Below are 26,984 nucleotides of genomic sequence, written 5' to 3'. Positions count from 1 at the left end.
CGAAAACCTCGCGTCTTCTATCTTGCTTTTTGTGTGCTACTTTTTAGTAAGTATCTTTTGGGTGGATTTTTATGTTTGGAGTTAAAAGAAATGCTGCTATATCTGGCTTGTATCAAGCAAGTGAGTTAAAAGCAAAGCTGTTCTCCAAGGAGTTGGAAATCTTAAGACTTAGGGCTGAGTCTGAGTTTAATAAAGTGCTCGATGAGTTACTAAGAATTAAAGATAACAATACCAGACTACGTGAAAGTGGACTTATTGATAAGCTCGAGCAAGAAAAGTCTAAGTGGAACAGCGGTCAGCTTAAAGATATCGAACAGCGCATAAGTAACGTTGAGCTCTTTATCAAGGATTGTGTTTTATATATCAGCAACATTGAAACCCAATTCGCTAAAGATAGCGACTCAGGTTATGGTGAATTGAGTTGCCGTGCTCTTGAAGATGAATTGGAAACACTGTCTTTTAGTAAGATCCTTAACGCATCAGCGCATGAGTACTTTTATAATTCTAAAGAGTATGAAATGTACCTTGAAAACACACCAAATACCGAATTTTTGCACGCGTTAAAAGAACAAATTACCGCACTCTTCGACCACAAAGCAGCCTAGAACCTACAGAGTATTAGCCCATTGTCCGATTCCTTCTTTAGGGGCTTTGATTCGCGAATTTTTACCGACCCGCTTTGGAGTATACCTAGCCATTTAACGTGCTGGGTATACCCGTTTAACTACACGTTTCTTCTCTAGCTCATCTCTATTTTTTAACAAATACGAATTTTTAAAGCTCACTCCGTGTTCCTTCTGGTACCAAAAACTGATACCGCCACACCCAGTTGTTAACAAAATGTTTCTTCTTGTCTTGCGAGTAGATTATATGGAGATGCTCTTGCAGTAATAAGGGCAGTGGCGATGCAAAAGACGTAATGCATCAAAGGAAAACTCAATATAGAAGAAATTAGATGGAACTGAAGATTTTGAGTGTCGCGATTGCGACAACATTAACCAGCACTGGCGTATTTGCGTTAAGCGAGCCAGTTTCTCAAGTTACAGAGCAACATGCACATTCGGCTCATACACACGGTGTTGAATCCAATCGAGTTGAATACCAACCAACCGCAACTCTCCCAATTCAGCCCTCTAAGGCAACTCGAGTACAGTCACTTGAAAGCCTTGATGAGTCGAGCACTGCTTGTGATTTGGAGGCATTGATTACCGAAAGTAGTAACCAATTGATCAGCGAAATTTTAAGTCAGGGCGCGACGTGTGTGAACCAGTTATTCTCTGCTGAAAGTCGGATTCAAGAGTCGGTATTTAGCTCCGATCATATGTACAACATCGCTAAGCACACTACGACATTGGCGAAGGGTTATACGGGTGGCGGGAGCGATGAACTCGAAACGTTGTTCTTATACTTACGCGCGGGTTATTACGCCGAGTTTTACAATGACAACATCTCATTTATTGAATGGGTCACACCAGCGGTGAAAGAATCAGTGGATGCGTTTGTTAATAACGCAAACTTCTACGAGAACAGCGACCGTCACGGCAAAGTGCTTAGTGAGGTCATCATCACTATGGATAGTGCCGGCTTGCAGCACGCGTACTTACCGCAAGTGACCCAGTGGCTTACACGTTGGAATGATCAATACGCCCAGCACTGGTATATGCGCAATGCAGTTAACGGTGTTTTCACTATTTTGTTTGGTGGGCAGTGGAACGAGCAATTTGTGCAAGTAATTGGTAACCAAACAGACCTTGCCAAAGCTTTAGGCGATTTTGCTCTAAGGGCGTCATCAATCGGTGCTGAAGATGAGTTTATGGCCGCGAATGCGGGGCGAGAGCTCGGGCGTCTGACCAAGTATACGGGTAACGCGAGTTCTGTTGTGAAGAGTCAGCTGAGTCGAATCTTTGAACAGTATGAAATGTATGGTCGGGGTGACGCGGTTTGGCTTGCGGCGGCGGACACCGCCTCATATTACGCAGATTGTAGTGAGTTCGGAATTTGTAATTTCGAAACTGAGCTAAAAGGCTTGGTGCTATCGCAAACTTATACTTGTAGCCCGACAATCCGAATTTTGTCTCAGAATATGACGCAAGAGCAACACGCGGCCGCATGTTCTAAAATGGGTTACGAAGAGGGTTACTTTCATCAGTCATTAGAAACTGGTGAACAGCCAGTAAAAGATGACCACAATACTCAGCTCCAAGTTAATATCTTCGATTCAAGCACCGATTATGGTAAGTACGCAGGGCCAATTTTCGATATTAGTACTGACAATGGCGGTATGTACTTGGAGGGTGATCCTTCCCAGCCGGGGAATATTCCCAACTTTATTGCTTATGAAGCCTCTTATGCGAACGCGGATCACTTTGTCTGGAACTTAGAGCACGAATACGTGCATTACTTAGATGGTCGATTTGATCTCTATGGAGGGTTTAGTCATCCAACTGAAAAAATAGTGTGGTGGAGTGAAGGCATTGCAGAGTATGTCGCTCAAGAAAATGACAACCAAGCAGCACTTGAGACGATTTTAGACGGCTCGACGTATACCTTAAGTGAGATTTTCGAGACTACTTATGATGGGTTTGATGTCGATCGAATTTATCGTTGGGGGTACTTAGCTGTACGTTTTATGTTTGAAAATCATAAAGATGACGTAAACCAAATGCTGGTGGAAACACGCCAAGGGAATTGGAGCAATTACAAAGCAACGATCACCCAATGGGCGAATTTATATCAAAGTGAGTTTGAGCAGTGGCAGCAAGCCCTTGTCTCAAATGGTGCACCTAATGCAGTCATAACCGCAAACAACAAGGGGAAAGTCGGTGAAAGCATTACATTTAGCAGTGAAAACAGTACAGACCCAAACGGGAAGATCGTCAGCGTCTTATGGGACTTCGGTGATGGCTCGACAAGTACACAAACCAAGCCGACGCACCAATATGGGAGTGAAGGGGAGTATTCGGTCAGCCTAAGTGTGACAGACAGTGAAGGCTTGACGGCAACCGCCACTCATACTGTTGTTATCTCAGCGTTGGGCGGTAATGACACATTGCCACAAGACTGCGCGGTGCAAAGTAAAGTAAGCGGTGGGCGCTTAACAGCAGGAGAGCCAGTTTGCTTGGCAAATCAACAAACCATTTGGCTGAGCGTACCAGCGGTGAATGAAAGCTCAAACCTGGCGATAACGACGGGGAATGGTACGGGCAACCTAAAGCTTGAATACAGTAACTCTGGTTGGCCGGATGATACTAATCTTCACGGGTGGTCAGATAATATTGGTAATGGAGAGTGTATTACGTTGTCAAATCAGAGTAACTACTGGGGCTACGTTAAAGTATCTGGTGACTTTGAGAATGCCGCCATCGTGGTTGATTTTGATGTTCAGAAGTGTCGTCAGTAGGGCAGTTTAACTGCATCATTTTAATTTAATGGATCGCCTCGCTAACATCGCGGGGCGTTTTTGTTTTTTACGCCGTTATCTCTATAAAAAAACCAGCCCGAAGGCTGGCAAACAAGGAGTTTGAGATGAAAATGAAAACGTTATAAAACTTGCTGATATCCTATTTCTCAATAAGCTGGGTTGTGCTTTGCAGCCAGTTTTTATCTTGCGCATCAAGAAAAGGGCTAAGCGCCTGATAGACACGTGAATGGTAATGATTAAGCCAGTCTAGCTCTGCTTGATCTAGCATTGATAAATCAAGGGCGTTGGTCGCAATGGGAGCAAGAGTGATGGTCTCAAAACCGTAGAACGTGCCGAACTCATTTTGTTCTACTTCTACAACTTTAAGAATGTTCTCTATTCTTACCCCGTACTCACCTTCGCGATAAACGCCTGGTTCATTAGTAATGACCATACCCGGTTTTAGCTCAACCTCGCGGTGGCTTTGCGAGAAATTTTGTGGGCCTTCGTGAACATTCAAGCAAATGCCTACGCCGTGTCCAGTGCCGCATTTGTAATCAATACCATGTTGCCATAAGACGCCACGCGCCATGATATCAAGATTGGCACCCGTAGAGCCTTTCATGAATCGAGTCTGAGTCAGTCGGATGACCGCTTTGAGCACCAAGGTATAATCTTTGCGCTGCTTAATGGTCGGTGACCCGAAGTGGAAAGTACGGGTGATGTCTGTTGTCCCGCCAAGGTATTGACCACCAGAATCGACGAGAAAGAAGTTGCTTTCATTGACTGCCGCATTGCTTTCTTCATCGGCGGCATAATGCATTTTTGCCCCGTGAGCTGCGAAGCCTGCGATAGTGCGGAAACTGTCACTCACATAATGTCGGGTTTGACGGCGATAGTGATTCAGTTGTGCCTCAGCAGACAATTCTGTAACGAGTCCGCTTGGAACTTGCTCTTCGAGCCAGTTCATAAACCTTACTATTGCCACACCATCGTCCGTTAATGCCTGCTCTAGGCTAGTTAGTTCGGTCGCATTTTTTATGGCCTTCATTGCCGTTACAGGGCAAGCCATTGGTTTTAGATTCACATTCCGTTCAATCGAACTCACCAATAAGCTGTCTGTGTGGGCTGGGCTAAAAGCGATCGATAATCCCTCACATTGCTGATTCAAATACTGACTTACGTAGTTGTAATGGCGAATGTGTACACTCTGCTCGGTCAACGACTTTTCAACGTCTTGAGGCAGTTTGGCTTTATCAATAAACAGTGTCGCAAGTGATTGCTCTACGATTAGATAAGCTTCAGAAACTGGGCAATAATTCGTATCACCACCTCGAATATTCATTGTCCACATGACATCATCTAGCGTTGACACTAATAAGCTATCTACTTGGTTCTCGGTTAACCAAGAACGGATTCTCGCTAACTTATTTTCTGTGTCAACGCCAGCAAAAGCGGTGGGATGCTCGAATACGGGTGCACTTGGGCGAGGTGGTCTTTCAAGCCAAATCGGTGCGAGTAAATCCAGGTCGAGAATGATCTTAATGTTTTTCGCTTCAAAGGCTTGTTTGAGGCCTTGATAATAAGCGTAACTGATGGCGCGCCCGTCAACCGCGATAATACTGTTTTCAGGGAGCGTGGTAGCTAGCCATTTGGCAATTGTCGGCGTTTCTGGTTGTTTGGCTTTAAACAGTTCAAGTCCTGTGCCGTGTAACTGTTCTTCAGCTTGAATATAGTAACGACCATCAGTCCACAGGCCACCACCTTGTTGGGTAATGACGACATCGCCTGCTGAGCCGGTAAAACCTGAAATCCAGCTTCGCGCTAACCAATGATCCGCTGAGTATTCACTGTTATGTGGGTCATTGTTGGTTACGATATATGCAGACACGTTGTGAAAGGACATTGCCTCACGCAATAACGTAAGGCGTTGGTTTACTGAGTTAGTATTGTTCATTAAATGGTTCCTAAAGTCATATTTGAGCAATAGATATGATGCTGCTCCGAGCCTGTTTTTATTGGGTTCTGTTGCCCGCATACTTCTGTGGCTTCTGGACATCGAGTACGAAAAACGCAACCGCTCGGTGGGTTAAGTGGAGAAGGAAGATCGCCGGGCAATAGTTGTATTTCACGGTCACGTGCTAATTGCGGATTAGCTATCGGGACAGCAGATAACAGTGCTTTGGTGTAGGGGTGTTGTGCATCATCAAATACTTTATCGTAACGTCCTACTTCCATAGGTTTACCAAGATACATCACCATAACGCGGTCGCTGATGTGGCGCACCACGCTTAAGTCGTGCGCAATCATTACCAGTGTTAACCCCATTTCTTGTTTAAGATCATCTAGAAGATTGATGACCTGAGCTTGTATGGAGACATCTAGCGCACTAACGGGTTCATCACACACGACCAAATCTGGATTGAGAATTAATGCTCTGGCAATGCCCACACGCTGGCATTGACCTCCGGAAAATTCATGTGGATAGCGGTTTCGCTGGCTCGCCAAGAGACCCACTTTATCCATCATAGCGATGACTCGCTTTTCTACCTCTGCCCGTTTAAGTTGCGGCTCGTGGGTGAGCAGTGGTTCGGCGATGCATTCTGAGATGGTTAATCTCGGATTCAAACAAGCGGATGGGTCTTGAAACACCATCTGAAATTCTCTGCGTCGAGAGGAAAGCTCTTTTTTACTAAACCCGAGCATGTCTTGACCTTTCCAAGTCAACTCGCCATGTGTAGGTTCAATTAAGCGAAGTAAGGCGCGTGCAAGCGTTGATTTTCCGCAGCCTGATTCCCCCACAATGCCAAGTGTTTCGCCTCGATAAACATCTAAGTCGATACCATTGACCGCTTTCACGATTTTACGTCGACTTGGAATAAGGTGACGCGACACAGGAAAGTGGACGTTTAAATCACGAGCAGACATGAGGACTTCTTTTTTATTCATAACGCCTCCTTAAGCTTTTATTTGAATAGGAGTGATAACACTGGGTGCGTTAACGTGACAGGCAATGGACTGGCTCGTGTTTAATGGAGAAAACCGTGGGGTTTCGTATTGGCAACGCGTCTCTCGATGCTCGCACCGCTCTCTAAACGGACACCCTTGATGGTTAATCAACGCACTTGGTGGGTTACCTGGGATGGTTGGTAAACGTGGCATATCTTCAGTGATAGAAGGAATAGCCTTTAGCAGGCCTTGAGTATAGGGGTGCGCAGGTTGAGCGAACAATGTCTCGGTATCTGATTGCTCCATTTTTTGACCACCATACATGACCAATACGCGATCACACATCTCGGCGACGACGCCCATGTCGTGAGTGATCAGTAAAATAGCGGTATTGAACTCTTGTTGTAAGTCTCGTAATAGTGTCAAAATTTGAGCCTGAACGGTCACATCCAGTGCGGTGGTTGGTTCGTCTGCAATTAGCAACTCTGGCTTACACAACAATGCCATCGCTATCATGATTCGCTGACGCATTCCGCCAGATAATTCGTGAGGGTATTGATTCATCCGAGTTTCGGGAGAGGGAATACGCACCGCATCCAACATGTGAATCGATTCAATTTTTGCTTGTTTTCGGCTCATTCCTTTATGAATCATGAGAACTTCACAAAGCTGTTTGCCAATTTTCATGAATGGATTGAGTGACGTCATCGGATCTTGAAAGATCATTCCGATTTTCTCTGCACGGATGCGGTTGAGTTGCTTTTTCGACATCGCGAGTAAATCATCATCGTGGAACATCGCGCTGCCAGACACGGTGCCGTTATCCGCGGTTAACCCCATTAACGCGAAGACAGACTGGCTTTTTCCTGAACCTGACTCTCCAACAATCCCAAGAGTTTCGCCTGCTTTAATCGAGTAGGAGAGATTACTGACCGCTTGCACTTGCCCATCTGGCGTATCGAAGCGCACGTTCATGTTTTCAATAGATAGCATGGTTTGTCCTTATCGGTCTTTCGGGTCAAGAGCATCACGCAAGCCATCGCCGATGAAGTTAAAACAAAAGAGGGTGGCAACTAAAAACAGAGAGGGAAAAAGCAGCATCCACAATGCAACGTCAATCGTTTTTGCGCCTTCGGAGATTAGGATTCCCCAGCTTGTATCCGGTGGTTGAACACCAAGCCCTAAGAAGCTTAAAAACGATTCGAACATAATGAATCCAGGCACCATTAAGGAGGAATAAACCATCACGATACCAAGCACATTAGGCAGAACATGGCGTCGGACAATTGTCAATTTAGAAACCCCAATAGAGTGTGCGGCTTCGATGAATTCTCGCTTTTTGAGACCGAAGGTGACACCACGTACAACACGGGCAATGCCTAACCAAGATACCATTCCGATCACGATAAAAATCAGGTAGATGTTGTTGCCAAAAAGGGTAACAAACAGGATAACCATAAACATAAATGGCACCGAATCGAGCACCTCAATAATGCGCATCATTACGCTATCGACAACGCCGCCAAGATAGCCGGAAATACTTCCCCAAATCGTACCAATAACAACGGCGACTAAGGCACCAACAAAACCTACCAAAATAGAAAGCCTGCCGCCTTGCATCGTGCGAGCAAAGACATCTTGCCCGAGGTCATCAGTACCAAAGTAATGGCCACTGCTCAGTGAAGGTTTCCCTAGCTCGTATGGATCGATGAGCACTTCCCAGTCAATTTCATCATGGCCAAAAGCGGCAAGAGAGGGGCCGAAGGTAATGCATAAGGTAATGAACGCCAAAACATACACTGATGTCATCGCGGCTCTGTTTTTACGAAATCGAGTCCATGCATCCTGCCAAAGACTGCGACCTTCGACGGCTTCAATATTGTCGACGACTTGATCTTGAAGAGCTTGTGTATCCAGTTTTTTGATCGTTAACATGCCGGACTCCTAAACGCGTATACGAGGGTCGATAATCGTATATAGCAAGTCGACCACAAGGTTAAAGAAGATAGTGAGTGAAGCGACAATCAGAGTAATGCCCATTACTAGGCCGTAGTCGCGGTTGAGAGCCCCAGACACAAAGTGTTGTCCCATGCCACCTGTACCAAAGAAAATGTCGATAATCACCGAGCCTGTCACGACAGACACAAACGCAGGGCCGAGCATCGCAACGACGGGAATCAAGGATGGTCGCAAAGCGTGATGGAATAAAATGTAGGTTGTGGACAAACCTTTGGCTTTTGCCGTTCGAATGTATGGTTGGTTGAGCGTTTCAATCATTGCGCCACGCATGACGCGTGCAATACTCGCAATGGAGCCAATCGCCAGGCTGAGCACGGGAAGAACAAGAAAAGCCAGCTTTCCTCCTTCCCAACCACCAGCAGGGAACCAGCCGAGCTGAATAGCGAAAATCATGACTAAAACCGGAGCAAGCACGAAAGCTGGAACCACAACTCCAGTCATCGAAAGTGTCATCAGGCCGTAATCTAGGCGGCTATTTCGGTTCAATGCCGCAATGGTGCCAAGTAACATGCCAAGTGGAACGGAGATACAAAAAGAGAGTACGCCTAATACTGCTGAAACTGGCCATGATTGTGCGACGAGCTGTGTAACACTGAAGTCTTGATAAACGAAGCTCGGACCGAGATCTCCTTGTATGAAATTACCAATGTAAATCCAAAACTGAGTAAGGAAGGGCTGGTCCAAATGGAATTTTGCTTCGATATTCGCACGTACCACTTCTGGCATAGGCCGTTCCATATCAAATGGTCCCCCCGGTGCAATGTGCATCAGCCAAAATGATACGAGTGCGATGAATAGAAGCGTGGGGATAGCGATAGCTAATCGCTTAACAATGTACCAAATCATGATCCATCATCCTTTGGTCATCCGAAATCACTTCGAACGGTTATGAATAAAAAAATGGTCTGAGCTCAGGTTGCCTTCTCCACCGAGAGATATGAGGAACGGCAAGTAAACATTGAACTTGCCGACTCAGACCGAAAACATGCTTTTAGTGGGCTTTTACATAGACATTCTTGCGGTAGTACGACGACTCAGGGTTTGTCAGTTCGTAGCCGCCCACGTAAGGCTTGATGAGGTATTGATCGTTACCCGGACGATAAATAGGAATAATGGCCATGTCTTCAATCAGCATGCTTTCTGCTTGTAAATACAGTTCTGATGGGTTGCTCATGGTCTTTGAGCGAGCCATTAACTCGTCGTATTGCGGGTTGTTATAACGAGAATCGTTGTACTCGCCACTAGAAACGAAGATATCCAACCATGTAGAGGCTTCATTGTAGTCGGCCGTCCAGCCGCCGCGAGTAATGTCGGTCGGCTCTTTAAGTGCGTAGAACACTTTCGGTTCTAGCTGTTTTATCGTGACTTGCGCACCCAATCGGCTTTTCCACATGCCTGCCATGGTGGTTGCCATTTTTACGTCCATCGAGAAAGTTGGTACGGTAAACGTTAACTTAAGCGGATTGCTTTTATCGTATCCAGCTTCTGACAGTAATTGCTGCGCTTTTTCGATACGTTTATGGCGGTTCCAAGTTGCGAACTCAGGAGTGTGAGATTTAAAACCATCTGTTTGAGGTGGCACAAGGGTATACATTGGAACCCCACCGTTTCTCAAAATAGCACTCGTTAACAGTTGACGGTCAATGGCATATGAGAGGGCTTTACGAACCCGCACGTCTTTTGTTGGCCCTTGTTGAGTGTTGAGGTAATAGAATGTGGAGCCAAGAGACGCACTGGTGCTTGCCACTTCTTTTGGGCGTTGTTGAATTAACTTTTTCTTCTGGGCGGCAGGAATGGAAACCGCTTGGTCTATCTCACCAGCTAGGTAGCGGTTTAGCACTACGTTTGCATCACCAATTGGTAGCCAAGTGACTTTTTCCAGCACTACATTGCTTGCGTCCCAATAATGTGGATTTTTAACCATCACCAGTTTTTCGTTAACTTTCCATTCAGAGACAGTAAACGCACCATTTGTAACGATATGCTCAGGCTGGGTCCAACGGTTGCCATGTTTTTCAACGGTCGCTTTATGAACGGGTGCAAGTACGGGATGACTTAATAGTTTCGTAAAGAAGGGAATAGGCTCTTCGAGTGTTACCTGGAACGTTTTTTCATCCAGCGCCTTCACGCCCAAAGACTCAGGCTCGGCTTCGCCCTTCATAATCGCTTGCGAGTTTTCGATATTTGGAATGGCCGCAAACCAAGCGTAGGGTGAAGCAGTGCTTGGATTCAGTAAGCGTTGCCAGCTGTAGACAAAATCTTGTGCAGTGACCGTTTCGCCATTTGACCATTTTGCATCACGTAAGTGGAAGGTATAAACCGTATTGTTGTCATTGACTGACCAAGACTCAGCAACACCAGGAATGGTTTTACCTTGCTTATCTTGAATGACCAGACCTTCAAACAGGTCTCGACCGAGATTGAAAGCGGGCTCTGCGGCTTGCTTGGCTGGGTCAATAGAAGTAACTTCAGCCCCATTGTTTAGCGTAATTTCTTGTGTCTCATCGAGGGTCACACCTACGGGATACGGCGCGGCATAGCTTGATGTTGCCAGTATTGGACTCATCATCGACGCTAATAAAAGCAACTTAGGTAATTTCATCCTTGTCTCACTCTTTTCATCCTGAAAGATGCCAAAAATGTATATTGTATAAATTGTCTACACAATCGAGTTTTAACATTACTGTAACAGGGTGTCAGGTATTGAGCTGTCTGGTCTCAAAAAGTGAGCTAGGGGAATTTCTTTGAAGATCTGATATCAAGTTGGCATGACGGGAAGTAATTTTGCTTCGATACAAATTAAAATCCCCTTCAAGCACAGGCTAGAAGGGGAAGATAGTCAGTCTGCTCTTCAAAAGGCACGACGTTAACTGACTAGGAAATGTTTCACGAACTCAGTGATTTTGACCATATCACTTACCGCGATAAACTCTTCTGTCGTGTGTACTTTTGCCATGCCAGTTGAAAGGTTGACCGTTGTGAGACCTTTCTTGTTAAAGTTGTTAGCATCGCTACCGCCGCCAGTGCCTTTTGTGAAAGCCTCAATTCCCAACTCTGCAAACGCCGCTTTTATAGCGCTAACGTGTGGGTGGTTTTCTTCAATAACAAATGCATCGTAGGCTCGGCTAGATTCAATGTCGACTTCTGCACCGTGTTTTTCACAGACAGACTCTAATGTTGAGATCATATGATTGACCTGAGCATCTAGTTTATCGCCATTCAGGGAGCGTGCTTCTGCCACGATTTTTAATTCAGGCATGACAATGTTTGTGGCCTGACCGCCATTCACTACACCGATGTTGGCTGTCGTTTCTTCGTCGATGCGAAGCAGCTTCATTTGGTTGATGGCATCTGCCGCCACCATGATCGCACTGATGCCTTCTTCTGGCGCAAGCCCTGCATGTGCTGGTCGACCTTTGATTGTTGCCACGATTTTTTGCTGGCCTGGGGCTGCGGTCACAATAGTGCCAATAGGACCACCCGTATCTAACACGATTGCTTCCGTTGAAGTGACGTGTGACATATCGAAGTATTGTGAACCGAATAAACCGCCTTCTTCATACACGGTAAAAGCAAGCTCTAACGTTTTGTGCTCAAGGTTGTCCGCTTGAATACAACGAACGGCTTCCATGATGGCAGCAATACCAGATTTATCATCGCCACCAAGAATCGTATTGCCTTTTGAACGGATAACGCCGTCTTCGATGATTGGCTCAATGCCAATGCCCGGTGTGACCGTATCCATATGACAGCTCATTAGGATAGAGCCATCTTTTTTGCCGTCTAAACGGGCGTACAGGTTAAAGCCGTTAGAAATGTGCTCAGGCACTGGAAGTTTGTGCACGGTAAAGCCTAGGTCGCCTAGCTGCTCTGCCAGTGTTTCTGCAATTTGTTTTTCGTTTGTTGATTCGCTATCGATACGTACCAGTTGGCAAAAATGTTCAACTAAGCGTTCTTGATTGATGTGTGTCATTAGATGTCTCTTTTTCTGATCGAGCGTGAAGCCTTGTGGCTCGGCTCGATAGGGAACAGAGCACCACTTATGGCACAGTTACTTTTAAATAAAACTGAGGTGAATCAATAAAGGGGTATCCATGACACGATTCTGACCGATGAGCCTTTCGAACTGTATGAAGCGTCACGAAACATTACTTTTGATGTTTTGCAGGAGCAAATGAATAAATCGGATAGAGATAGGGTGCAATAGATTTTCCATCCCCTTTTACTTTTTGAGTTACGTTGCCAAGATAAAATGCCAAAGTAACAAGTTATTTACATTTTATGTGTTGGCGTAAAGCCGAAAATATCAATCTAACATATTGAAAATAAGCAGTTTATTTGATGTTTACGAAAGTGGATTCGACGCGCCTCCTGTGTGTAACATATATTTTACAATTATGCGTAAAAATCGCCAAGTTAAAGATTTCTCCCCACGTATTCCAATTTCTCAAGACCTGCGCCAAGTTAGAAAAATAAGTCTAAACAAAAGCTACTGAGACAAGGAGAAAGTCATGGTTGATGCATATAACCCACTAGGAACAGACGGATTTGAGTTTGTTGAATATACCGCTGCTGATAACAAAGGCATTCAACAGCTTAAAGATCTGTTTATATCGTTAGGTTTTGCGGAAATTGCAAAGCATCGCTCAAAAGAAGCGTGGTTATATCGACAAGGTGACATTAGCTTTATTGTGAATGCGCAGCCGCATAGCCAAGCTGAGGGATTCGCCAAAGTTCACGGTCCGTCGGTGTGTGGCATGGCATTTCGAGTGAAAGACGCGACCGTTGCTCTGGCGCATGCGTTAGAGAATGGCGGTAAAGAATATAAAACGGAAATTGGGCCGATGGAGCTAAGCATTCCTGCTATTTATGGCATCGGTGAAAGCTTGCTTTATTTTGTCGATCGTTATGGAAAGCAGAGCATCTATGATGTCGATTTTCGTTTTTATGATGATGCTGATGAGCGTTTATCAAAAGCGAATGTTGGTCTTTACGAAATCGACCACTTAACGCACAACGTTAAGCAAGGCAACATGGATGTCTGGTCTGGTTTCTATGAGCGCATTGGTAACTTCCGCGAAATTCGTTATTTCGATATCGAAGGTAAGCTGACTGGTCTTGTCAGCCGCGCGATGACCGCACCTTGCGGCAAAATCCGAATTCCTATCAATGAGTCGTCAGATGATAAATCACAGATTGAAGAGTTTATCCGTGAATACAATGGCGAAGGCATTCAACATATCGCATTGACCACAGACGACATCTACGAAACGGTCAAAACATTGCGTGAGCGAGGCATGGACTTTATGCCAACGCCAGATACTTATTACGAGAAAGTCGATCAGCGTGTTGAAGGCCACGGTGAAGATGTAAGCAAGCTTCGTGATTTGCAGATTCTTATTGATGGTGCGCCAACGAAAGATGGCATCTTGCTACAAATCTTTACTCAAACCGTTATCGGCCCTGTGTTCTTCGAAATCATCCAACGTAAAGGCAATGAAGGCTTTGGCGAGGGTAACTTCAAAGCGTTGTTTGAATCGATAGAAGAAGACCAAATTCGCCGAGGAGTATTGAGCGATGCATAAATGGATCACATTCCCTCACCGGGAGGGAGTGTGCTCTAAACAAGCGCATGCTGACTTCCCGGAAGAGGCAATTTATGAACGTGAGGCAGGTCGAAGTGGTTTTTTTGGCCCCGCAACACATTTTCATCATCAACATGCCCCAACGGGATGGTCTGAGTGGGAGGGCGAGCTACGTCCACGAGCGTTCGATTTTAATCTAGTCGAGAAAGCCAGCCATATTACCCCTTGGGCAGTCCCGCATCTATTACACAACGTGAATTGTAAAGTTCGTGTCTGGCGTATGGATGAAAAAATGGACTTCTTGGTAAGAAACGCGGATGGCGACGAACTGCTGTTCATCCACCAAGGAACGGCAGATCTGTATTGTGATTATGGTCATTTGAAAGTGAGTGAAGGGGATTATGTCATGATCCCGCGCTCAACGAGCTGGCGTTTAGAGCCAAGCGAGCCGATGTTCATTTTGATGATCGAAAACACCGATGCGGCCTATACATTGCCCGAAAAAGGCATGGTTGGAAACCACGCGGTGTTTGATCCAGCGGTTTTGGAAACGCCGTCGATCAACGATCAGTTCCGTGATCAATATTCTGAGAATCAAACACAGGTTCAGGTGAAACGCCACGATAAAGTCAATGTTATCACTTACCCATTCAACCCGTTGGATGCGATTGGCTGGCATGGTGATTTGGCGGTAGTAAAAGTGAACTGGCGTGATATTCGTCCACTTATGTCACATCGTTACCACTTACCGCCTTCTGCACATACTACATTTGTAGGAGCAGGATTTGTGGTGTGCACCTTTGTTCCTCGTCCGATTGAAAGTGATCCTGGAGCGCTCAAGGTACCGTTCTACCACAACAATGACGATTATGACGAAGTCTTGTTCTACCATGCAGGTGACTTCTTTAGTCGTGACAACATTGAAGCGGGTATGGTGACATTCCATCCAGCAGGATTTACACATGGCCCTCACCCGAAAGCATTCAAAGCAGGGCGAGAGCACAAGAAGACTTTTACCGACGAAGTAGCGGTCATGATCGATACACGTCACGCACTTCAGTTTTCGGATGAGCTGGAAAAAGTAGAAAACAAAGAATACGTCTATAGCTGGCAAGAGAAGTAAGAGGCAAGGATGAAATTAGCAACCAAGAAAAATGGCACTCGTGACGGTTTGTTGATGGTCGTGAGCAAAGACTTAACGCGCTGCGTACCTGCGACAGAAATTTTCCACCCAATGAATTTGGCAGCGACGATGCAGGTGGCACTTGATAACTGGGATGCGCTAGCACCGCAACTGGAAGAGCTGTACGTCGCACTGAACAACGGTACGGTCGCAGGGTATGAAGAGTTTGAAGCGCATTACTGCGAGTCGCCGCTTCCTCGCGCTTATCAGTGGGCTGATGGCAGTGCTTACGTAAACCACGTTGAGTTGGTTCGAAAAGCTCGCGGCGCTGAAATGCCTGAAAGTTTTTGGACGGATCCGTTGATGTACCAAGGAGGCTCTGATGCCTTTATTGGTCCTTGTGACAACATCGAGTTTGCCAGTGATGAATGGGGTATTGATTTCGAAGGCGAAGTTGCTGTGGTAACTGGTGACGTCCCGATGGGCGCAAGTGTTGCAGAGGCTCAGGAGTCGATTCGTTTGATCATGCTGGTGAATGATGTGTCGCTGCGTGGACTAATTCCCGCAGAATTAGCTAAAGGGTTTGGTTTTTTCCAATCTAAACCTTCTTCTGCGTTTTCTCCTGTGGCAGTAACACCTGACGAACTAGGCGATGCGTGGTACGAAAACAAAGTGCATTTACCACTGGTCTCGACCTACAACCACAAGCCGTTTGGTCGCCCAAATGCGGGTATCGATATGACGTTTGATTTTGCAGACTTAATTGTTCATGCGACTAAAACGCGCCCGCTATCTGCTGGGGCAATTATAGGCTCTGGCACGGTATCTAATAAGCAAGGCACCGAACATGGCACTTCGATTGAGGAGGGTGGTGTTGGTTATTCATGTATCGCGGAAGTTCGCATGATTGAAACCATTCGTGATGGTAAGCCGTCTACTAACTTCATGTCGTTTGGAGATTCAATCAGATTGGAAATGTTCGATGCGGATGGCAACAACATATTCGGTTCGATTGACCAACAAGTTAGCCAATATCTCAAGCACTAACAGTGCTGGTTGGGAGACGATATGAGCGATAGCATGGTTTTGTACGGATATTGGCGGTCTTCAGCGGCGTATCGTGTGCGTATTTGTTTGAATCTTAAAGAGTTATCGTATGATTCAAAATCGGTACACTTGGTGCGCAATGGTGGTGAACAACACAGTGACGAGTACCATGAGTTAAACGCTTCTGAACTGGTTCCTGTGCTGGTGGATGGGGAGGTTCAGTTAACCCAGTCACTGGCCATCATCCAATACTTAGAAGAACACTATCCGGATGTCACTGTGATCCCCGAGCAAACGCCACTTCGATATCAAGCACTGGCTTTGGCTCAGGATATTGCAATGGAGATTCATCCTCTGAATAACTTAAGAGTTCTACAGTATTTAGAGGGGGAGTTAGCTTGCGAGCCAGAGCGCAAAGTCGCTTGGATTCATCACTGGATCCACAAAGGTTTTACGGCATTAGAAGAGAAACTTCAGAAGCATCGTAAACTAAATGGTGATTGTAAGTTTAGCCTGACAAGCTCGCCATCTATTGTCGATATTTGTCTGGTACCACAATTTTATAACGCACGACGCTTTGGTGTAGATACTTCTCTTTATCCAACCATTAACGCGGTTGTGCAGTCATGCAATCAACTGCCTGCTTTTATTGATGCGATGCCAGAGAATCAGCCAGACGCTAATAGTTGATTCTTAGCATCATAATGTATTAACAAAAAATTTAAACGAGCCAATCCAAGTGTGTGATTGGCTCGTTTTTATTGGGGAGTCAAATTTTCTGTATCACGCTATCGTAGTGGCTCCTCAAAATTGCGAGGTTTTGTTGCTCTGCATAGCATTTCCATTTACGCTTTGAGCAACGAGTTGTTTTGGATGCACTTTATTTATGACCAACATTTTTATCATTGTTGTTCTTCTGGTTTTATTCTTCTTTGTTATTCAAAAGTACATGATTAAGCACGACGACACGCGTGGTTATCCTTATCGCTCGAAAGGACCGTTACTCAGGGGGCAAGAGAGCGCATTCTATAATGCGTTGAGGGCAGCGGTAGGTGAGCATGCGGTGGTATTTGCGAAAGTAAACATGTCCAGTTTGGTTACGCCAAAAGAAATCAAAAATAAGAAGCAGTTTTTTGTCGCGAACAATCGCATATCTCGAAGTTATTTTGATTACGTTATTTGTGATCCTAGGACGCTAGAGCCGCGTGTGATCGTTGAATTGGATAACGGGCAAGAGTTAAGCAAGGGCAAGGTAGAAAGACAAAAGTTACTGATCCATGTTTGTAAGACGGCAAACCTACCTTTAATCGGCGCTTCTTTAAAGCACAGTTATCAAGTTGGGCGATTACGTCGTTTGCTTGCGGCACATATAGATTTGATTGAGCCTGATAAAGAAGTGCGCTTTTGCAAAAAATGCGGCAGTCCGATGATCATTAAAACCGCAAGCCAAGGTGAGTTCAAAGGTCGACGCTTCTTTACTTGCAGCCGCCAACCAAATTGTACTTACACCGAGAATTACAATGTGGTGTTTGATTCGGACGGCTAAAGACGACAGTTGAACAGCAAAACGGATGAGGCTTTGATTCGAGATGATCAAAGCCTTTTTTGTATCAGTCCCCAAGGCAAGACCTATACTTTGAAAAAGAGTGCAGAATAGGGAAGCCATATGCGATACGGATGGATTTTGTCAGCGTTGTTCATCGCATCTAATGTTAGTGCGATACCTAATTTGAAACCACTGGAGTGTGAGTTAACGGAGACACCCCAAGATCATTTCTTGTTTTACCGAGAGCAAATGGTTTACCACAGTGAGCAGTTTGTCATATTTCAAAACTTCAAAGGCAGGGTGAGCACTCAAGTGGATGTCAAAACAGGAGAGTTGATCCGTACAACCTATATCGGCGAACCATTTAAACCTAAATATCAGATTTTGTTCGGCACTTGCCCTAAGGTATCGCAAACCTTACAGATTTGGATGCTCAGTGAAGTGCCTTACGACAATTAAGTGAGATAATAAAAGTTATATAGATCACACTTTTAAACCCTGCAGGCTCAGTCCTTGTCGATAAAATCATCTGAAAACGCGTGTTGAGTTTACATTTTCGCCAAACGGTTCAAAGTTGGTAAATTTGTGCTTGCACCGTCGTTCGCTTATAGCTAATATCCTCGTCGTTCCAGAGAAATGCGTCCGTAGCTCAGCTGGTTAGAGTATCGCCTTGACATGGCGGGGGTCGGTGGTTCGAGTCCACTCGGACGCACCATTCTGAATTGAATGGTTAGGAACACAAAATTTGGGTCCGTAGCTCAGTTGGTTAGAGTACTACCTTGACATGGTAGGGGTCGGCGATTCGAGTTCGCCCGGACCCACCAAATTTTAGAAAAAGCCCACCAAACGGTGGGCTTTTTTGTGTCCATAATTTGTTGATACTCAGATTCAAACACCTTACTTTTCCTTTGCACACTTTCTACAAATACTCCGCATTGCCATCAGTGTAAATTTGAGTGGTTTTACAAGAATTTAACTCGTTCATCTAAACACTCGTTGGAACCCATTTCGAATTCGCGGCAAATCCAAGGCCTATTTTCATAAATCGTACACATTAATGTGTCTCTGTCTAAAGCTGCACACCAACCATCATTTAGCCGCATCATGGTTTCGCCTCCATACTGGTCACGCGCAATAAACTCTTCAGGTACGCCAGTATCTGAAATAATCATAACCTCGAGACGGCAACAACAAGCCTTACAGTTAGAGCAAGATACATCAGAGGGCAGGGGAGAGGGAGTCTTAGTTGGTATAATCATGAATAACTACAATTTGGTCAATTGTGCATGGTACCGTAAATTTAGCACGAATGAACTTTATTTCTGAAATAGAACACCCTATGAACGATAAACCAAGTGAACGCATTTTATGCGTTCACTCGCCCGCCTTTCCGAGTAAGTCGGTAGAACTGACAGTGATTCACACCAATTAACCTTATAGTCAGTGTAAATTTGAACGCCGATTCTTTGGCATACGCGTACTTTACACAAGATCTGCTTCTGTAAAGTTTGTTTTAAATGTGAAAGCAAATGGCGTATCTCCGTTTTCGCGCAAATGCTGAAGGCGTAACAAGGCTTCTTGTGGTGTTGGTATATAACCGTCTTCTACCCACCACAGAACATAGCTATCCACCGCTAAACGATGAAACCATTCGCTTTTTCGGCGCATGAAATCTCTATGACCGGTACGAAACATAAAGTTTTTAAGTGAGTCAGTACTTTCCCAAATAGACATGTTTACAATCATGTTCGGGTCATCAAATAATTTAATGTTTGTTGCATCACCGGAGTCGTCTTTTAGACGCCAGATAAAGCCTTCACTTTCTTCAGCTATACCATTAATTAAGTCCAAATTGTCTACGAAATCTTTAATTTCTGGTGCATCCAAAGGATATTTAGCAAGCGCAATATTTAATTGAGCTAATTTCATTTCATGACCCTCCCTGGTCGATAAGCCTGTAATGCTGGTAAAAGCTCTAAGTAGCTTTTCCTATTTTATCATGCAGTGTGTTGCTAGTGCCTTCAAAGGTCAATTGGAAAGTTAGTGACTGTGGCGAGTCATTGGATGGCAAAAAAGTCGTTTTATACATTGGTTATGTTGAGCATAAGCCCCTCTTTTCTCGCGATTATCGTCGGTAAGTCTCACTCAAGAGAGTTGCTATCTTGGATATGCAGCAGTACTCTCATTTTCTGTGGCAAGCCTTGCGCTTCTATACTTCTTATTGAGATTCGATCCTCACTTTTTGGTGTGTGAACGTGAGATAGTGTTCATGTCACTCATTAATTTAAGTTGTTTGGCTGAACGTTAGGAGGAGCTTTGATTACAAAGATAACAAGAAATGCCATTTTGCTTGGCCTAGTTCCCATTGCTGTTTTTGTTGTGGCTTTTAATTCAATAGCCAATTTTTACATCAGCTATATCAAAGAGACTAAAATAGACACCTATGTCGATTATTTACACCAACGATCCATGTATTTGGATGAGGCGATTGTAAAGCAGGTTGCGCAGTTAGATTTCACGTGCAGTAATAGTGATGTTAGAACATTACGCGACCCACGTTTTTATAACCACTACATCCGTTTTATTGCGATGGAAACGAGTGACGGTAAAACATGCTCCACGATTGGTCGTAAAGTATCTCATTTATCCAATGCGCAACGATTTCAGCTTGGCGAAAACTTTTTTGCATCACTTATTTTACCGGAACACCAAGATCAAGTTGAGTGGATGGTCATTTATGAAAATGAACATGTTGAAGTTGTCTGGGTTCTCGATAATAGTTGGGTTAAAGAAGTGATAAAAACGCCTTGTGAAGACTGTTTGTTCGTCGAGTTTATATATGATGAGCCTGTATTTGGAGATTTAACAATAAGTCGAGGAAAACCAGCCATTGCAGCAGAAGAAGCGGCAGTTTCAAAGGAGTTATTCTTCTCGGCTGATTCTCAAGCCAATATGCTCATCAAAATACACAGTGGCGAGAAACTGAAGAGCTATGCTCAGGAAAGAGTCTTTCTATGGGGAGGCCTAGTCAGTGTGCTTATGGGGCTGGCTTTTGCGTTTGTATATGTGTCCAGTAAGAGCTTGAGAAAGTCTATCAAAGGCTTGATCCAGAATGGGATTAATAATGCGGAATTTGTCCCTTATTACCAAGCGATTGTCGATAGCCGTGATGGTGCGACAGTGGGGTATGAAGCACTGATTCGGTGGTCTCGTCGTGAGGGTATGGTGTCGCCAAACATGTTCATTGGCGCTGCAGAAGAAAGTGGTCTGATTGTCCCAATGACGAATCAGCTTATTCGTAAAATCATACAAGATCTTAGTGTATTGCCTGAGCATGTGTGGGTCAGCATCAATATTGTTTCTTCCCATTTAGAATCAGGTGAACTCACTAAGTTACTGTCAGAACTGAATTGGCCATGTCCGAAGAGAGTGCATTTTGAGTTGACCGAGCGAATTCCTGTAAAAGATACAGAGGCAGCGAAAAAAGAGATTTTGTATCTGGCGAATAAAGGCTACAAGTTCAAAATTGACGATTTTGGGACTGGGTATGGCGGCTTTTCTTATTTGCAAGATCTGGGTATCCGATGCTTAAAAGTGGATAAGATGTTCATCGATCCAATAGGCTCTGATGACCAAAAATTGAAAGTGTTAGATTCTATTGTCTCGGCAGCAAAGAAAGCGGAATGTGAGATGATTGCAGAAGGTGTAGAGAGCGAGGCTCAAGTCGCGTATTTGGCTCAGCATTCTATTTACCTTATTCAAGGGTATGTCTACGCTAAACCAGAGCCTATTAACAACCTTGTGATGACTTAAAGCAAGGCATAATGGGGCGTATTCATTATTAAAGGTGTCTTTCGGCACCTTTTTTATTGCTGAACCTTTTTGGGTTCACTGTTCCATAAAAATCTGTTGAAGTCTTAGAATTCAAACAGAGTTTACAGAGAATATGAACGCCCGATTTTAGCATCGGGCGTTAGGATTTTACTTAGGAAGAAAGGGCGGCTTTTTTAGTTTTTAATGAAGCGATCAATTGAGGGAGCAATGACATAACAATCATCCCTAGCATCAAGCTGTATTGGAGAGGGGTGAAAGTCTCACCTAATAGCAGCAAACCTGACACAATGCCCGCAACGGGGTTGGCAATGCCACCAAAAGTAAAGTCAACGACCGACATACGCTGCAATAGCCAAACATACATGCCGTAGCCTAATGCAGTGTTCAGAATGATCACCCACAGCAGCCCAAGGGTGTTCGTCATTGATAAGTTTTGAATGGCTGTAACGTATGGCTCTGGATTGTTTATTGCTAGCACGCTTGTTGCGACAGACATAATCACACCACCCAAAATGAGCTGCCATGTTAATACTGTCCACCAATGCATTTTCGTTCCTAGTGATTTCGTTACGCTACTACCTACCACAATACACATGATGGCGGAGATCATCGCCAGCAAACCCATAGGGTTGAGCGAAATAGAACTAGGATCAAATAAGAACCAAGCCAAAGCAATCAAAGTCGCTCCACTTATTGCCTGTATTGCGCTTGGCTGGCGCTTATAGACTGCCCAGCCAAACAGCATCGCAAAAACGGGCACTGATACCATACCTACACCTGAGATCGCAGAAGGAAGCGTCAACGCCATGACAAAAATGAGACCAAAGAAGCAAGCGATGTTGATAGTTCCTAAAACAAGCAGCACTTTCCATTCACTCTTTTTCGGGAAAGATGGCTTTATTGCGAGCAGCAAAAGACCCGCAGGCAATGCTCTTAGCGCACCAAGTAAAACGGGAGGCCAGTCCGGAAGTGTAAACTGAGTAACAGCATAAGTTGTCCCCCAAAAAAAAGCCGGGATCATTGCAAGCAAAATATTCATGTTAAATATCTTTACGTTGAGATAATTAATTGTAAAGATATCGGTAAGGTTACTTTTTGTAAAGTATCTTTATGTTAAAATAAAAATTAAATGACGTTTGGAGAGAAACCATGGACGCAATTGATAGAGTGGTAGAGCAGTGGGCTAAGGAGAAGCCAGAGCTCGACACTGAACCGATGGCAATTATGGGTCGGCTAATGCGAATTGCTAAGCACATGGAGTGTCGGGTCGCTGACCTACATAAGAAGTACGATCTTAAGATGGGTGAATTTGATGTGTTGGCGACACTTCGCCGAGCAGGTTCACCATACTGCCTTACTCCCTCGGCGCTAATTGATTCGATGATGCTCACTTCGGGCGCGATGACGAACCGATTAGATAAACTCGAGAAGAAAGGCTTTATTACCAGAACACACAGTAAAGAAGATAGACGCAGTGTCACCGTTGAGTTAACCGAAAAGGGCTTAACCTTAATTGACAAGTTGATCTTAGAGCATGTGGACGTTCAGCAATCGCTGCTACATGGTTTAGAAGGTAGTGAGAAAGCGCAGGTTAACCAGGCGTTAAAACTACTATTGCCTTTGTTTGAGTAAAAGATACAGGAAGGGTGGGACGGAATGAGAAGCAAAGAGTTAGAAGGTTATTTAAGTACCTTTATGTGTGCAGAGAGTGATTTCCCATTTGGGCCAGAAGCGCTTGTATACAAAATCAAAGGTAAAATGTTTGCGATTATTGCAGAGAGAAACGGTCGGGAGTATGTCAGCGTAAAAGTAAAACCAGAAGATGGAGAAGTCTTAACATCGCAGTTTACGGACATCACTCCTGGTTATCACCTAAATAAGCGTCACTGGATAACGGTTTATTTTAATGGTGATGTGGAAGATGGATTGATTCAGGATTTATGTGAACGCTCTTATACTCTCGTCGTTGCCAAACTACCAAAAGTGCAACGAGCATTGCTTGGTCAGTAATAGCTATTACAGAAAAATTCGCACCTTTTCCATCCTCAAGCTATATAAGAATAAGTAGGCGGAAAAGTAGGAATGATATGCGAGCATTATCTGAATGGCTAAAAGAATATGGGGAGAGCCATCAAAACCCCATCAACCAAAAGATTCACACAATCGCAGTTCCGGGTATTTACCTATCTGTGGTCGGTCTAATTTGGTCAATTCCTCAAATCTCCATCTTGGGTTTCGAGTTTAACTGGGTCTGGATTGCTGTCATACCCGTATGGGTTTTCTATTTTCGTTTGTCTCTCAGCGTCTTTATGATGATGTTAGGGTATACATTAGCGTGCATCGGCCTGATATGGTCTTTGGAGGTATTGGCGCTGCCCGTACTGCATATTTCGATGCTCCTATTCGGTGTACTGTGGATCTTGCAGTTCATTGGTCACAAAATAGAAGGGAAGAAACCGTCTTTTTTCGAAGATTTGCAGTTTCTTCTTATTGGTCCAATTTGGGTGTTCCGAAAACATTAACTCACTCCGTAATTAACAAGCTGATATCTCCCTGTATTGCACGATCATGCTAGCGTCCATAAGGTCGTAAAATGCGCAGCATGATGTGCCGCTTTCTCATTGCCATGACAAGCATTCGCTTCTGATTCACACTATCATTAGAGTGCAGCTAAAGCCGTTACTTTGCCTGAATGTTTGTGGCTAGTGACATTGTCACTTGGGGGGATGAATGTACGACCGACAACATAAATATGCCTATTGGCGAGAAGAGCGTAAAAAAGGCAAATGGCATTACATCATGAAGTCTTTTTTTATGATTTGTTGCGCACTATTGCTTGGTAAAGTCATTGGTTTATTCATTTTTGGTGAGCTGCACTCCCTGAGTGATATTTTGGAGCAGCTGCCCGCGGATCTTTTTATCATGATGCTAGTGGGCTTCCCGGTTAGTGTTATCGGCTGGTATCACGAGGAGTCGAAGTTTTTCCGAGCGTTACGACGTAAAGAAAAGCGCTTGAAAATGAATCGAGATAAACAAAGCTAACTCTGCATCGAGCTTTGTGTTATTTACTCGTCTGATTCACATATTTCTTTCAAGTTATTCGGTATTTTGCGTTAGGCCTCGCAAGCATGTCATTAAACTTATTGTAAAAAACGACATCATGCATTCTGTTAGCCAATCTTGACAGGAACTCGTATTGCGAGGTGTTCCAGCAGCCTGAAGCTACTGGGCAGATAGAACGGAGGATTTTATGGATAGTGAATCAATGCTTCATAGTCAGAAAATATATTTTTGTAATGATGAAGCGTTAGTCGAGCAGCAAACACAGTGTTTAGAAGTTCTTTACGATTACAACCAAACTCGGCCTTCTGAATCTGAAAAGCGTACAGAAATATTACGACGTTTGCTCGGCGCTGTTGGTGACAACTGCTATTTTGAGCCGCCGCTTCGAGCGAATTGGGGGAGGCATACATACGTTGGTGATAACGTGTATGCAAACTTTAACTTAACCCTAGTCGATGATACGTATATCTACATTGGCAATAGCGTCATGATTGGACCCAATGTGACACTAGCAACGGCAGGACACCCGATTGAACCGGAGCTCAGAAGAGAAGTTGCGCAATTCAATATCCCTATTCATATTGGTGATAATGTATGGATCGGCGCTAACTCAGTGGTATTGCCTGGCGTCAAGATTGGAGAAAACAGCGTAATTGGTGCTGGTAGCGTGGTAACGAAAGATATACCAAGTAATGTTGTTGCGGTAGGGAACCCGTGTCGTGTATTGCGAGAGATAGGCGAACATGACAAAGAATTCTATTACAAAGAGCGTCAAATCACGCACAACATGTATCAACGATAACAAAGGTAAATGCCCATGGTTTATACGGTGTCAGTATAGAAAAGTTAAAAAACGAAATTTAACATCAGGGTGTAAAGATTGGCGCTGTTATCTTCTGGTATTGATGAAAACGCGCCAGTATCGTTATTGTGGGCGTTAAACTTTTGCCATTCAGCATTCAGTGACACGTTATAATCTAGGTCGTATCTCACCCCAAACAGATAGCTGTCCCCATTCTTTGTATCACTGCTATTAAACTGCTGGCCGTAAACTATGTAGGGGGTCAATTTATTCACGTTGTAACTCGTTGTTGCGTACCAAGAGGAGGAAATGTTGCTGGTTTGTCCTTCCGCCATTATCACAACGTTATCAAGCTCATACCTTACTCCTAGAGAAAACTGGTCAATCGTATTGCCTTTTTCTTTTAGAACCAAACGGTCAATTAACATGGCTCCCCCTTCAGGTGTGGATTGCTTGGTATTGGAGAGAACCGTAGTTTGGTCATAATCGCCATGTAGATAAGAAAAGTTCAAACGGTAGGCATTTCCGCTGAGTGTTAAGTTTATTCCGGCTGTGTTGTCTGATTCGATCTTCAGTTCAGTGTCTTCGTTGAGGGTGACATCACTGCTGTCTTTAAACCCTATAAACGGCATTGCAGTAAGCATGATTTGCTCATTGAGGTCGTGATTCCAGCGAATGGATAAACCATTGTAAGCGGTGATGCCTAATATGCTGTCATACACTTCATTTGGTGGTCGAGCTTGGGTAAAAGCGTGACCGACATAATTATACTCAGACATCAAAAACAGCGGCAGCCTCAATCGTCCCCCACGTATCTCTACATTTTTATAGGTATAAGCTAAATATGCCCACTCTAATTGGGGCGAGCTCCAATGATCTTGCGGACGCTTGACTATCTGTGCGGATGCTCGAAATGCCTTGTAAAAGTAATCAAGCTGCAGGCCGAAGGTTGTGTCACAATCGTAGCAGGCTTCATCATGAATAAAGCGGTTGACGAGAACCGTTGTAGAGTTATCGGACTTAGACCAAGATGTCGAACCAAAACCACTCAAAGACAGGTGATCTGATAACTCAATGGTGGCTAAGCTCGGAAAGGCGACAACACTCAGTGATAACATGGTCAAATATTTTTTCATATTAATCCTCCGAGCTCACCACACACAAAATACGAGCATTTCCAGGCACGCTCGAAGCAGGGGCATAACCAATCCGATTGGGCTTTTCTTGCATCCACGTGATCAGCGCATCAATGCTAGAGTTTGCAATCACTTTGGGTGGTCTCGCTTTGCCTGAAAAAGACAAGCTCGCCCAGTGCGCGTTCATTTGCGCCAAGTTTTTATTGAGAAGGTAGCGATAGAACTCCGCTCTCTCCGCTGATGTCGCTGGCCAGTCAGATAGCTCAATTCTCTGCCCTTGTAAGAGTTGCGTTTTCCTCTGTACAACTTTCGCGCTTTATTGATGGTTAGGGGCGAGAACTCATTATTAAACGAGAAAACGGCGTAGCTCTCTGCAGCAAGTACTTGACTATCTATGGGTAGAAGGAAAACAACAATGAATAGGTAGCGTTTTATGCAGCGCAAAAGAAAACAGAGGAGAGAAATGTCGCCGCTCATCAT

Annotated in this window: 25 protein-coding genes, 2 tRNA genes and 1 pseudogene; 16 read left to right on the top strand and 12 right to left on the bottom strand. The window is 44.4% G+C overall.

The window, feature by feature from the left end:
• The first annotated feature begins 71 nt into the window (after window positions 1-71).
• Entirely contained in the window at window positions 72-605 is a 534-nt protein-coding gene (locus tag L3V27_RS09985; RefSeq protein ID WP_012841894.1) for a hypothetical protein, read from the top strand.
• A 350-nt stretch (window positions 606-955) separates the two neighbouring features.
• Window positions 956-3,400 carry a collagenase gene (locus L3V27_RS09980; protein WP_237311752.1) on the top strand — a complete coding sequence of 815 codons (2,445 nt, stop codon included), beginning with the start codon at window positions 956-958 and terminating at the stop codon, window positions 3,398-3,400.
• 160 nt (window positions 3,401-3,560) lie between these two features.
• Here L3V27_RS09980 and L3V27_RS09975 read toward each other — a convergent pair whose 3' ends face one another.
• From L3V27_RS09975 to L3V27_RS09945, 7 genes are all read right to left on the bottom strand, one after another.
• A complete protein-coding gene (locus L3V27_RS09975; protein ID WP_237311750.1) occupies window positions 3,561-5,357 on the bottom strand; it encodes an aminopeptidase P family protein in 1,797 nt (598 codons plus the stop codon).
• The gene (locus tag L3V27_RS09970; protein ID WP_053306923.1) at window positions 5,357-6,349 is read right to left on the bottom strand and encodes an oligopeptide/dipeptide ABC transporter ATP-binding protein; all 993 of its coding nucleotides are present in this window, start codon (window positions 6,347-6,349) and stop codon (window positions 5,357-5,359) included. The genes L3V27_RS09975 and L3V27_RS09970 overlap by 1 nt, the downstream gene beginning before the upstream one ends.
• 9 nt (window positions 6,350-6,358) lie before the next feature.
• Window positions 6,359-7,342 (bottom strand): oligopeptide/dipeptide ABC transporter ATP-binding protein, encoded by a 984-nt coding sequence (locus L3V27_RS09965; protein ID WP_237311749.1) that lies wholly within the window; start codon window positions 7,340-7,342, stop codon window positions 6,359-6,361.
• Between the two features lie 9 nt (window positions 7,343-7,351).
• A complete protein-coding gene (locus L3V27_RS09960) occupies window positions 7,352-8,284 on the bottom strand; it encodes an ABC transporter permease subunit (protein WP_005377839.1) in 933 nt (310 codons plus the stop codon).
• Window positions 8,285-8,293: 9 nt separating this feature from the next.
• A complete protein-coding gene (gene oppB, locus L3V27_RS09955) occupies window positions 8,294-9,214 on the bottom strand; it encodes an oligopeptide ABC transporter permease OppB (protein ID WP_005377838.1) in 921 nt (306 codons plus the stop codon).
• Between the two features lie 145 nt (window positions 9,215-9,359).
• On the bottom strand, window positions 9,360-10,970 hold the full coding sequence (locus L3V27_RS09950; protein ID WP_237311748.1) for a peptide ABC transporter substrate-binding protein: 1,611 nt from the start codon (window positions 10,968-10,970) through the stop codon (window positions 9,360-9,362).
• Window positions 10,971-11,234: 264 nt separating this feature from the next.
• A complete protein-coding gene (locus L3V27_RS09945) occupies window positions 11,235-12,341 on the bottom strand; it encodes a M20/M25/M40 family metallo-hydrolase (RefSeq protein ID WP_237311747.1) in 1,107 nt (368 codons plus the stop codon).
• A gap of 538 nt (window positions 12,342-12,879) precedes the next feature.
• Between L3V27_RS09945 and hppD the strand changes: the two genes are divergently transcribed.
• The 8 genes from hppD to L3V27_RS09905 all read left to right on the top strand — a co-directional run bounded on the left by hppD (window position 12,880) and on the right by L3V27_RS09905 (window position 18,493).
• A complete protein-coding gene (hppD, locus tag L3V27_RS09940) occupies window positions 12,880-13,953 on the top strand; it encodes a 4-hydroxyphenylpyruvate dioxygenase (protein WP_005377835.1) in 1,074 nt (357 codons plus the stop codon).
• Window positions 13,946-15,076: a homogentisate 1,2-dioxygenase gene (locus tag L3V27_RS09935; RefSeq protein WP_237311746.1), complete on the top strand. Its 1,131-nt coding sequence runs from the start codon at window positions 13,946-13,948 to the stop codon at window positions 15,074-15,076. Before hppD ends, L3V27_RS09935 begins: the two co-directional genes overlap by 8 nt.
• Before the next feature lie 9 nt (window positions 15,077-15,085).
• Window positions 15,086-16,123 carry a fumarylacetoacetate hydrolase family protein gene (locus L3V27_RS09930; RefSeq protein WP_085343213.1) on the top strand — a complete coding sequence of 346 codons (1,038 nt, stop codon included), beginning with the start codon at window positions 15,086-15,088 and terminating at the stop codon, window positions 16,121-16,123.
• A gap of 21 nt (window positions 16,124-16,144) precedes the next feature.
• A complete protein-coding gene (gene maiA, locus L3V27_RS09925) occupies window positions 16,145-16,813 on the top strand; it encodes a maleylacetoacetate isomerase (protein WP_237311745.1) in 669 nt (222 codons plus the stop codon).
• A gap of 196 nt (window positions 16,814-17,009) precedes the next feature.
• A complete protein-coding gene (locus L3V27_RS09920) occupies window positions 17,010-17,669 on the top strand; it encodes a DUF2726 domain-containing protein (RefSeq protein WP_237311744.1) in 660 nt (219 codons plus the stop codon).
• A 120-nt stretch (window positions 17,670-17,789) separates the two neighbouring features.
• Entirely contained in the window at window positions 17,790-18,128 is a 339-nt protein-coding gene (locus tag L3V27_RS09915) for a hypothetical protein (protein WP_005377830.1), read from the top strand.
• A gap of 179 nt (window positions 18,129-18,307) precedes the next feature.
• Window positions 18,308-18,384: transfer RNA gene (locus L3V27_RS09910), tRNA-Val, on the top strand.
• A 32-nt stretch (window positions 18,385-18,416) separates the two neighbouring features.
• Window positions 18,417-18,493, top strand: a tRNA-Val gene (locus tag L3V27_RS09905).
• Between the two features lie 138 nt (window positions 18,494-18,631).
• On the opposite strand, the gene L3V27_RS09900 is transcribed toward L3V27_RS09905, so the two are convergent.
• Together L3V27_RS09900 and L3V27_RS09895 are read right to left on the bottom strand one after the other, a co-directional pair.
• Entirely contained in the window at window positions 18,632-18,928 is a 297-nt protein-coding gene (locus L3V27_RS09900; RefSeq protein WP_074191235.1) for a YkgJ family cysteine cluster protein, read from the bottom strand.
• Between the two features lie 223 nt (window positions 18,929-19,151).
• The gene (locus L3V27_RS09895; protein ID WP_074191236.1) at window positions 19,152-19,598 is read right to left on the bottom strand and encodes a DUF3291 domain-containing protein; all 447 of its coding nucleotides are present in this window, start codon (window positions 19,596-19,598) and stop codon (window positions 19,152-19,154) included.
• Window positions 19,599-19,985: 387 nt separating this feature from the next.
• Here L3V27_RS09895 and L3V27_RS09890 point away from each other — a divergent pair, with 387 nt between their 5' ends.
• A complete protein-coding gene (locus tag L3V27_RS09890) occupies window positions 19,986-21,482 on the top strand; it encodes an EAL domain-containing protein (protein WP_237311743.1) in 1,497 nt (498 codons plus the stop codon).
• Window positions 21,483-21,654: 172 nt separating this feature from the next.
• Here the strand turns inward: L3V27_RS09890 and L3V27_RS09885 are convergent, their stop codons facing one another.
• Window positions 21,655-22,542 (bottom strand): DMT family transporter, encoded by an 888-nt coding sequence (locus L3V27_RS09885; RefSeq protein ID WP_005393452.1) that lies wholly within the window; start codon window positions 22,540-22,542, stop codon window positions 21,655-21,657.
• 110 nt (window positions 22,543-22,652) lie between these two features.
• Here L3V27_RS09885 and L3V27_RS09880 point away from each other — a divergent pair, with 110 nt between their 5' ends.
• The 5 genes from L3V27_RS09880 (at window position 22,653) to L3V27_RS09860 (ending at window position 25,368) form a co-directional block, all read left to right on the top strand.
• Entirely contained in the window at window positions 22,653-23,135 is a 483-nt protein-coding gene (locus L3V27_RS09880) for a MarR family transcriptional regulator (RefSeq protein ID WP_074191238.1), read from the top strand.
• A gap of 24 nt (window positions 23,136-23,159) precedes the next feature.
• Window positions 23,160-23,513: an MmcQ/YjbR family DNA-binding protein gene (locus L3V27_RS09875; RefSeq protein ID WP_005393450.1), complete on the top strand. Its 354-nt coding sequence runs from the start codon at window positions 23,160-23,162 to the stop codon at window positions 23,511-23,513.
• A 77-nt stretch (window positions 23,514-23,590) separates the two neighbouring features.
• The gene (locus tag L3V27_RS09870; protein ID WP_012841889.1) at window positions 23,591-24,025 is read left to right on the top strand and encodes an Mpo1-like protein; all 435 of its coding nucleotides are present in this window, start codon (window positions 23,591-23,593) and stop codon (window positions 24,023-24,025) included.
• A gap of 208 nt (window positions 24,026-24,233) precedes the next feature.
• The gene (locus tag L3V27_RS09865) at window positions 24,234-24,545 is read left to right on the top strand and encodes a hypothetical protein (protein ID WP_005393448.1); all 312 of its coding nucleotides are present in this window, start codon (window positions 24,234-24,236) and stop codon (window positions 24,543-24,545) included.
• Between the two features lie 208 nt (window positions 24,546-24,753).
• Window positions 24,754-25,368: a sugar O-acetyltransferase gene (locus L3V27_RS09860; RefSeq protein ID WP_114322405.1), complete on the top strand. Its 615-nt coding sequence runs from the start codon at window positions 24,754-24,756 to the stop codon at window positions 25,366-25,368.
• 44 nt (window positions 25,369-25,412) lie between these two features.
• On the opposite strand, the gene L3V27_RS09855 is transcribed toward L3V27_RS09860, so the two are convergent.
• Window positions 25,413-26,504: a sulfate ABC transporter permease gene (locus L3V27_RS09855; RefSeq protein WP_065646794.1), complete on the bottom strand. Its 1,092-nt coding sequence runs from the start codon at window positions 26,502-26,504 to the stop codon at window positions 25,413-25,415.
• Window position 26,505: 1 nt separating this feature from the next.
• Window positions 26,506-26,981, bottom strand: a pseudogene (locus L3V27_RS09850) (hypothetical protein).
• Window positions 26,982-26,984: the final 3 nt, after the last annotated feature.

This window comes from Vibrio sp. J2-3(2022) (assembly GCF_021725735.1).
Classification (GTDB): Bacteria; Pseudomonadota; Gammaproteobacteria; order Enterobacterales; family Vibrionaceae; genus Vibrio; species Vibrio diabolicus.
Note: the sequence above shows the minus strand (reverse complement) of the source record. Positions and strands in the feature narration are given on the sequence as shown.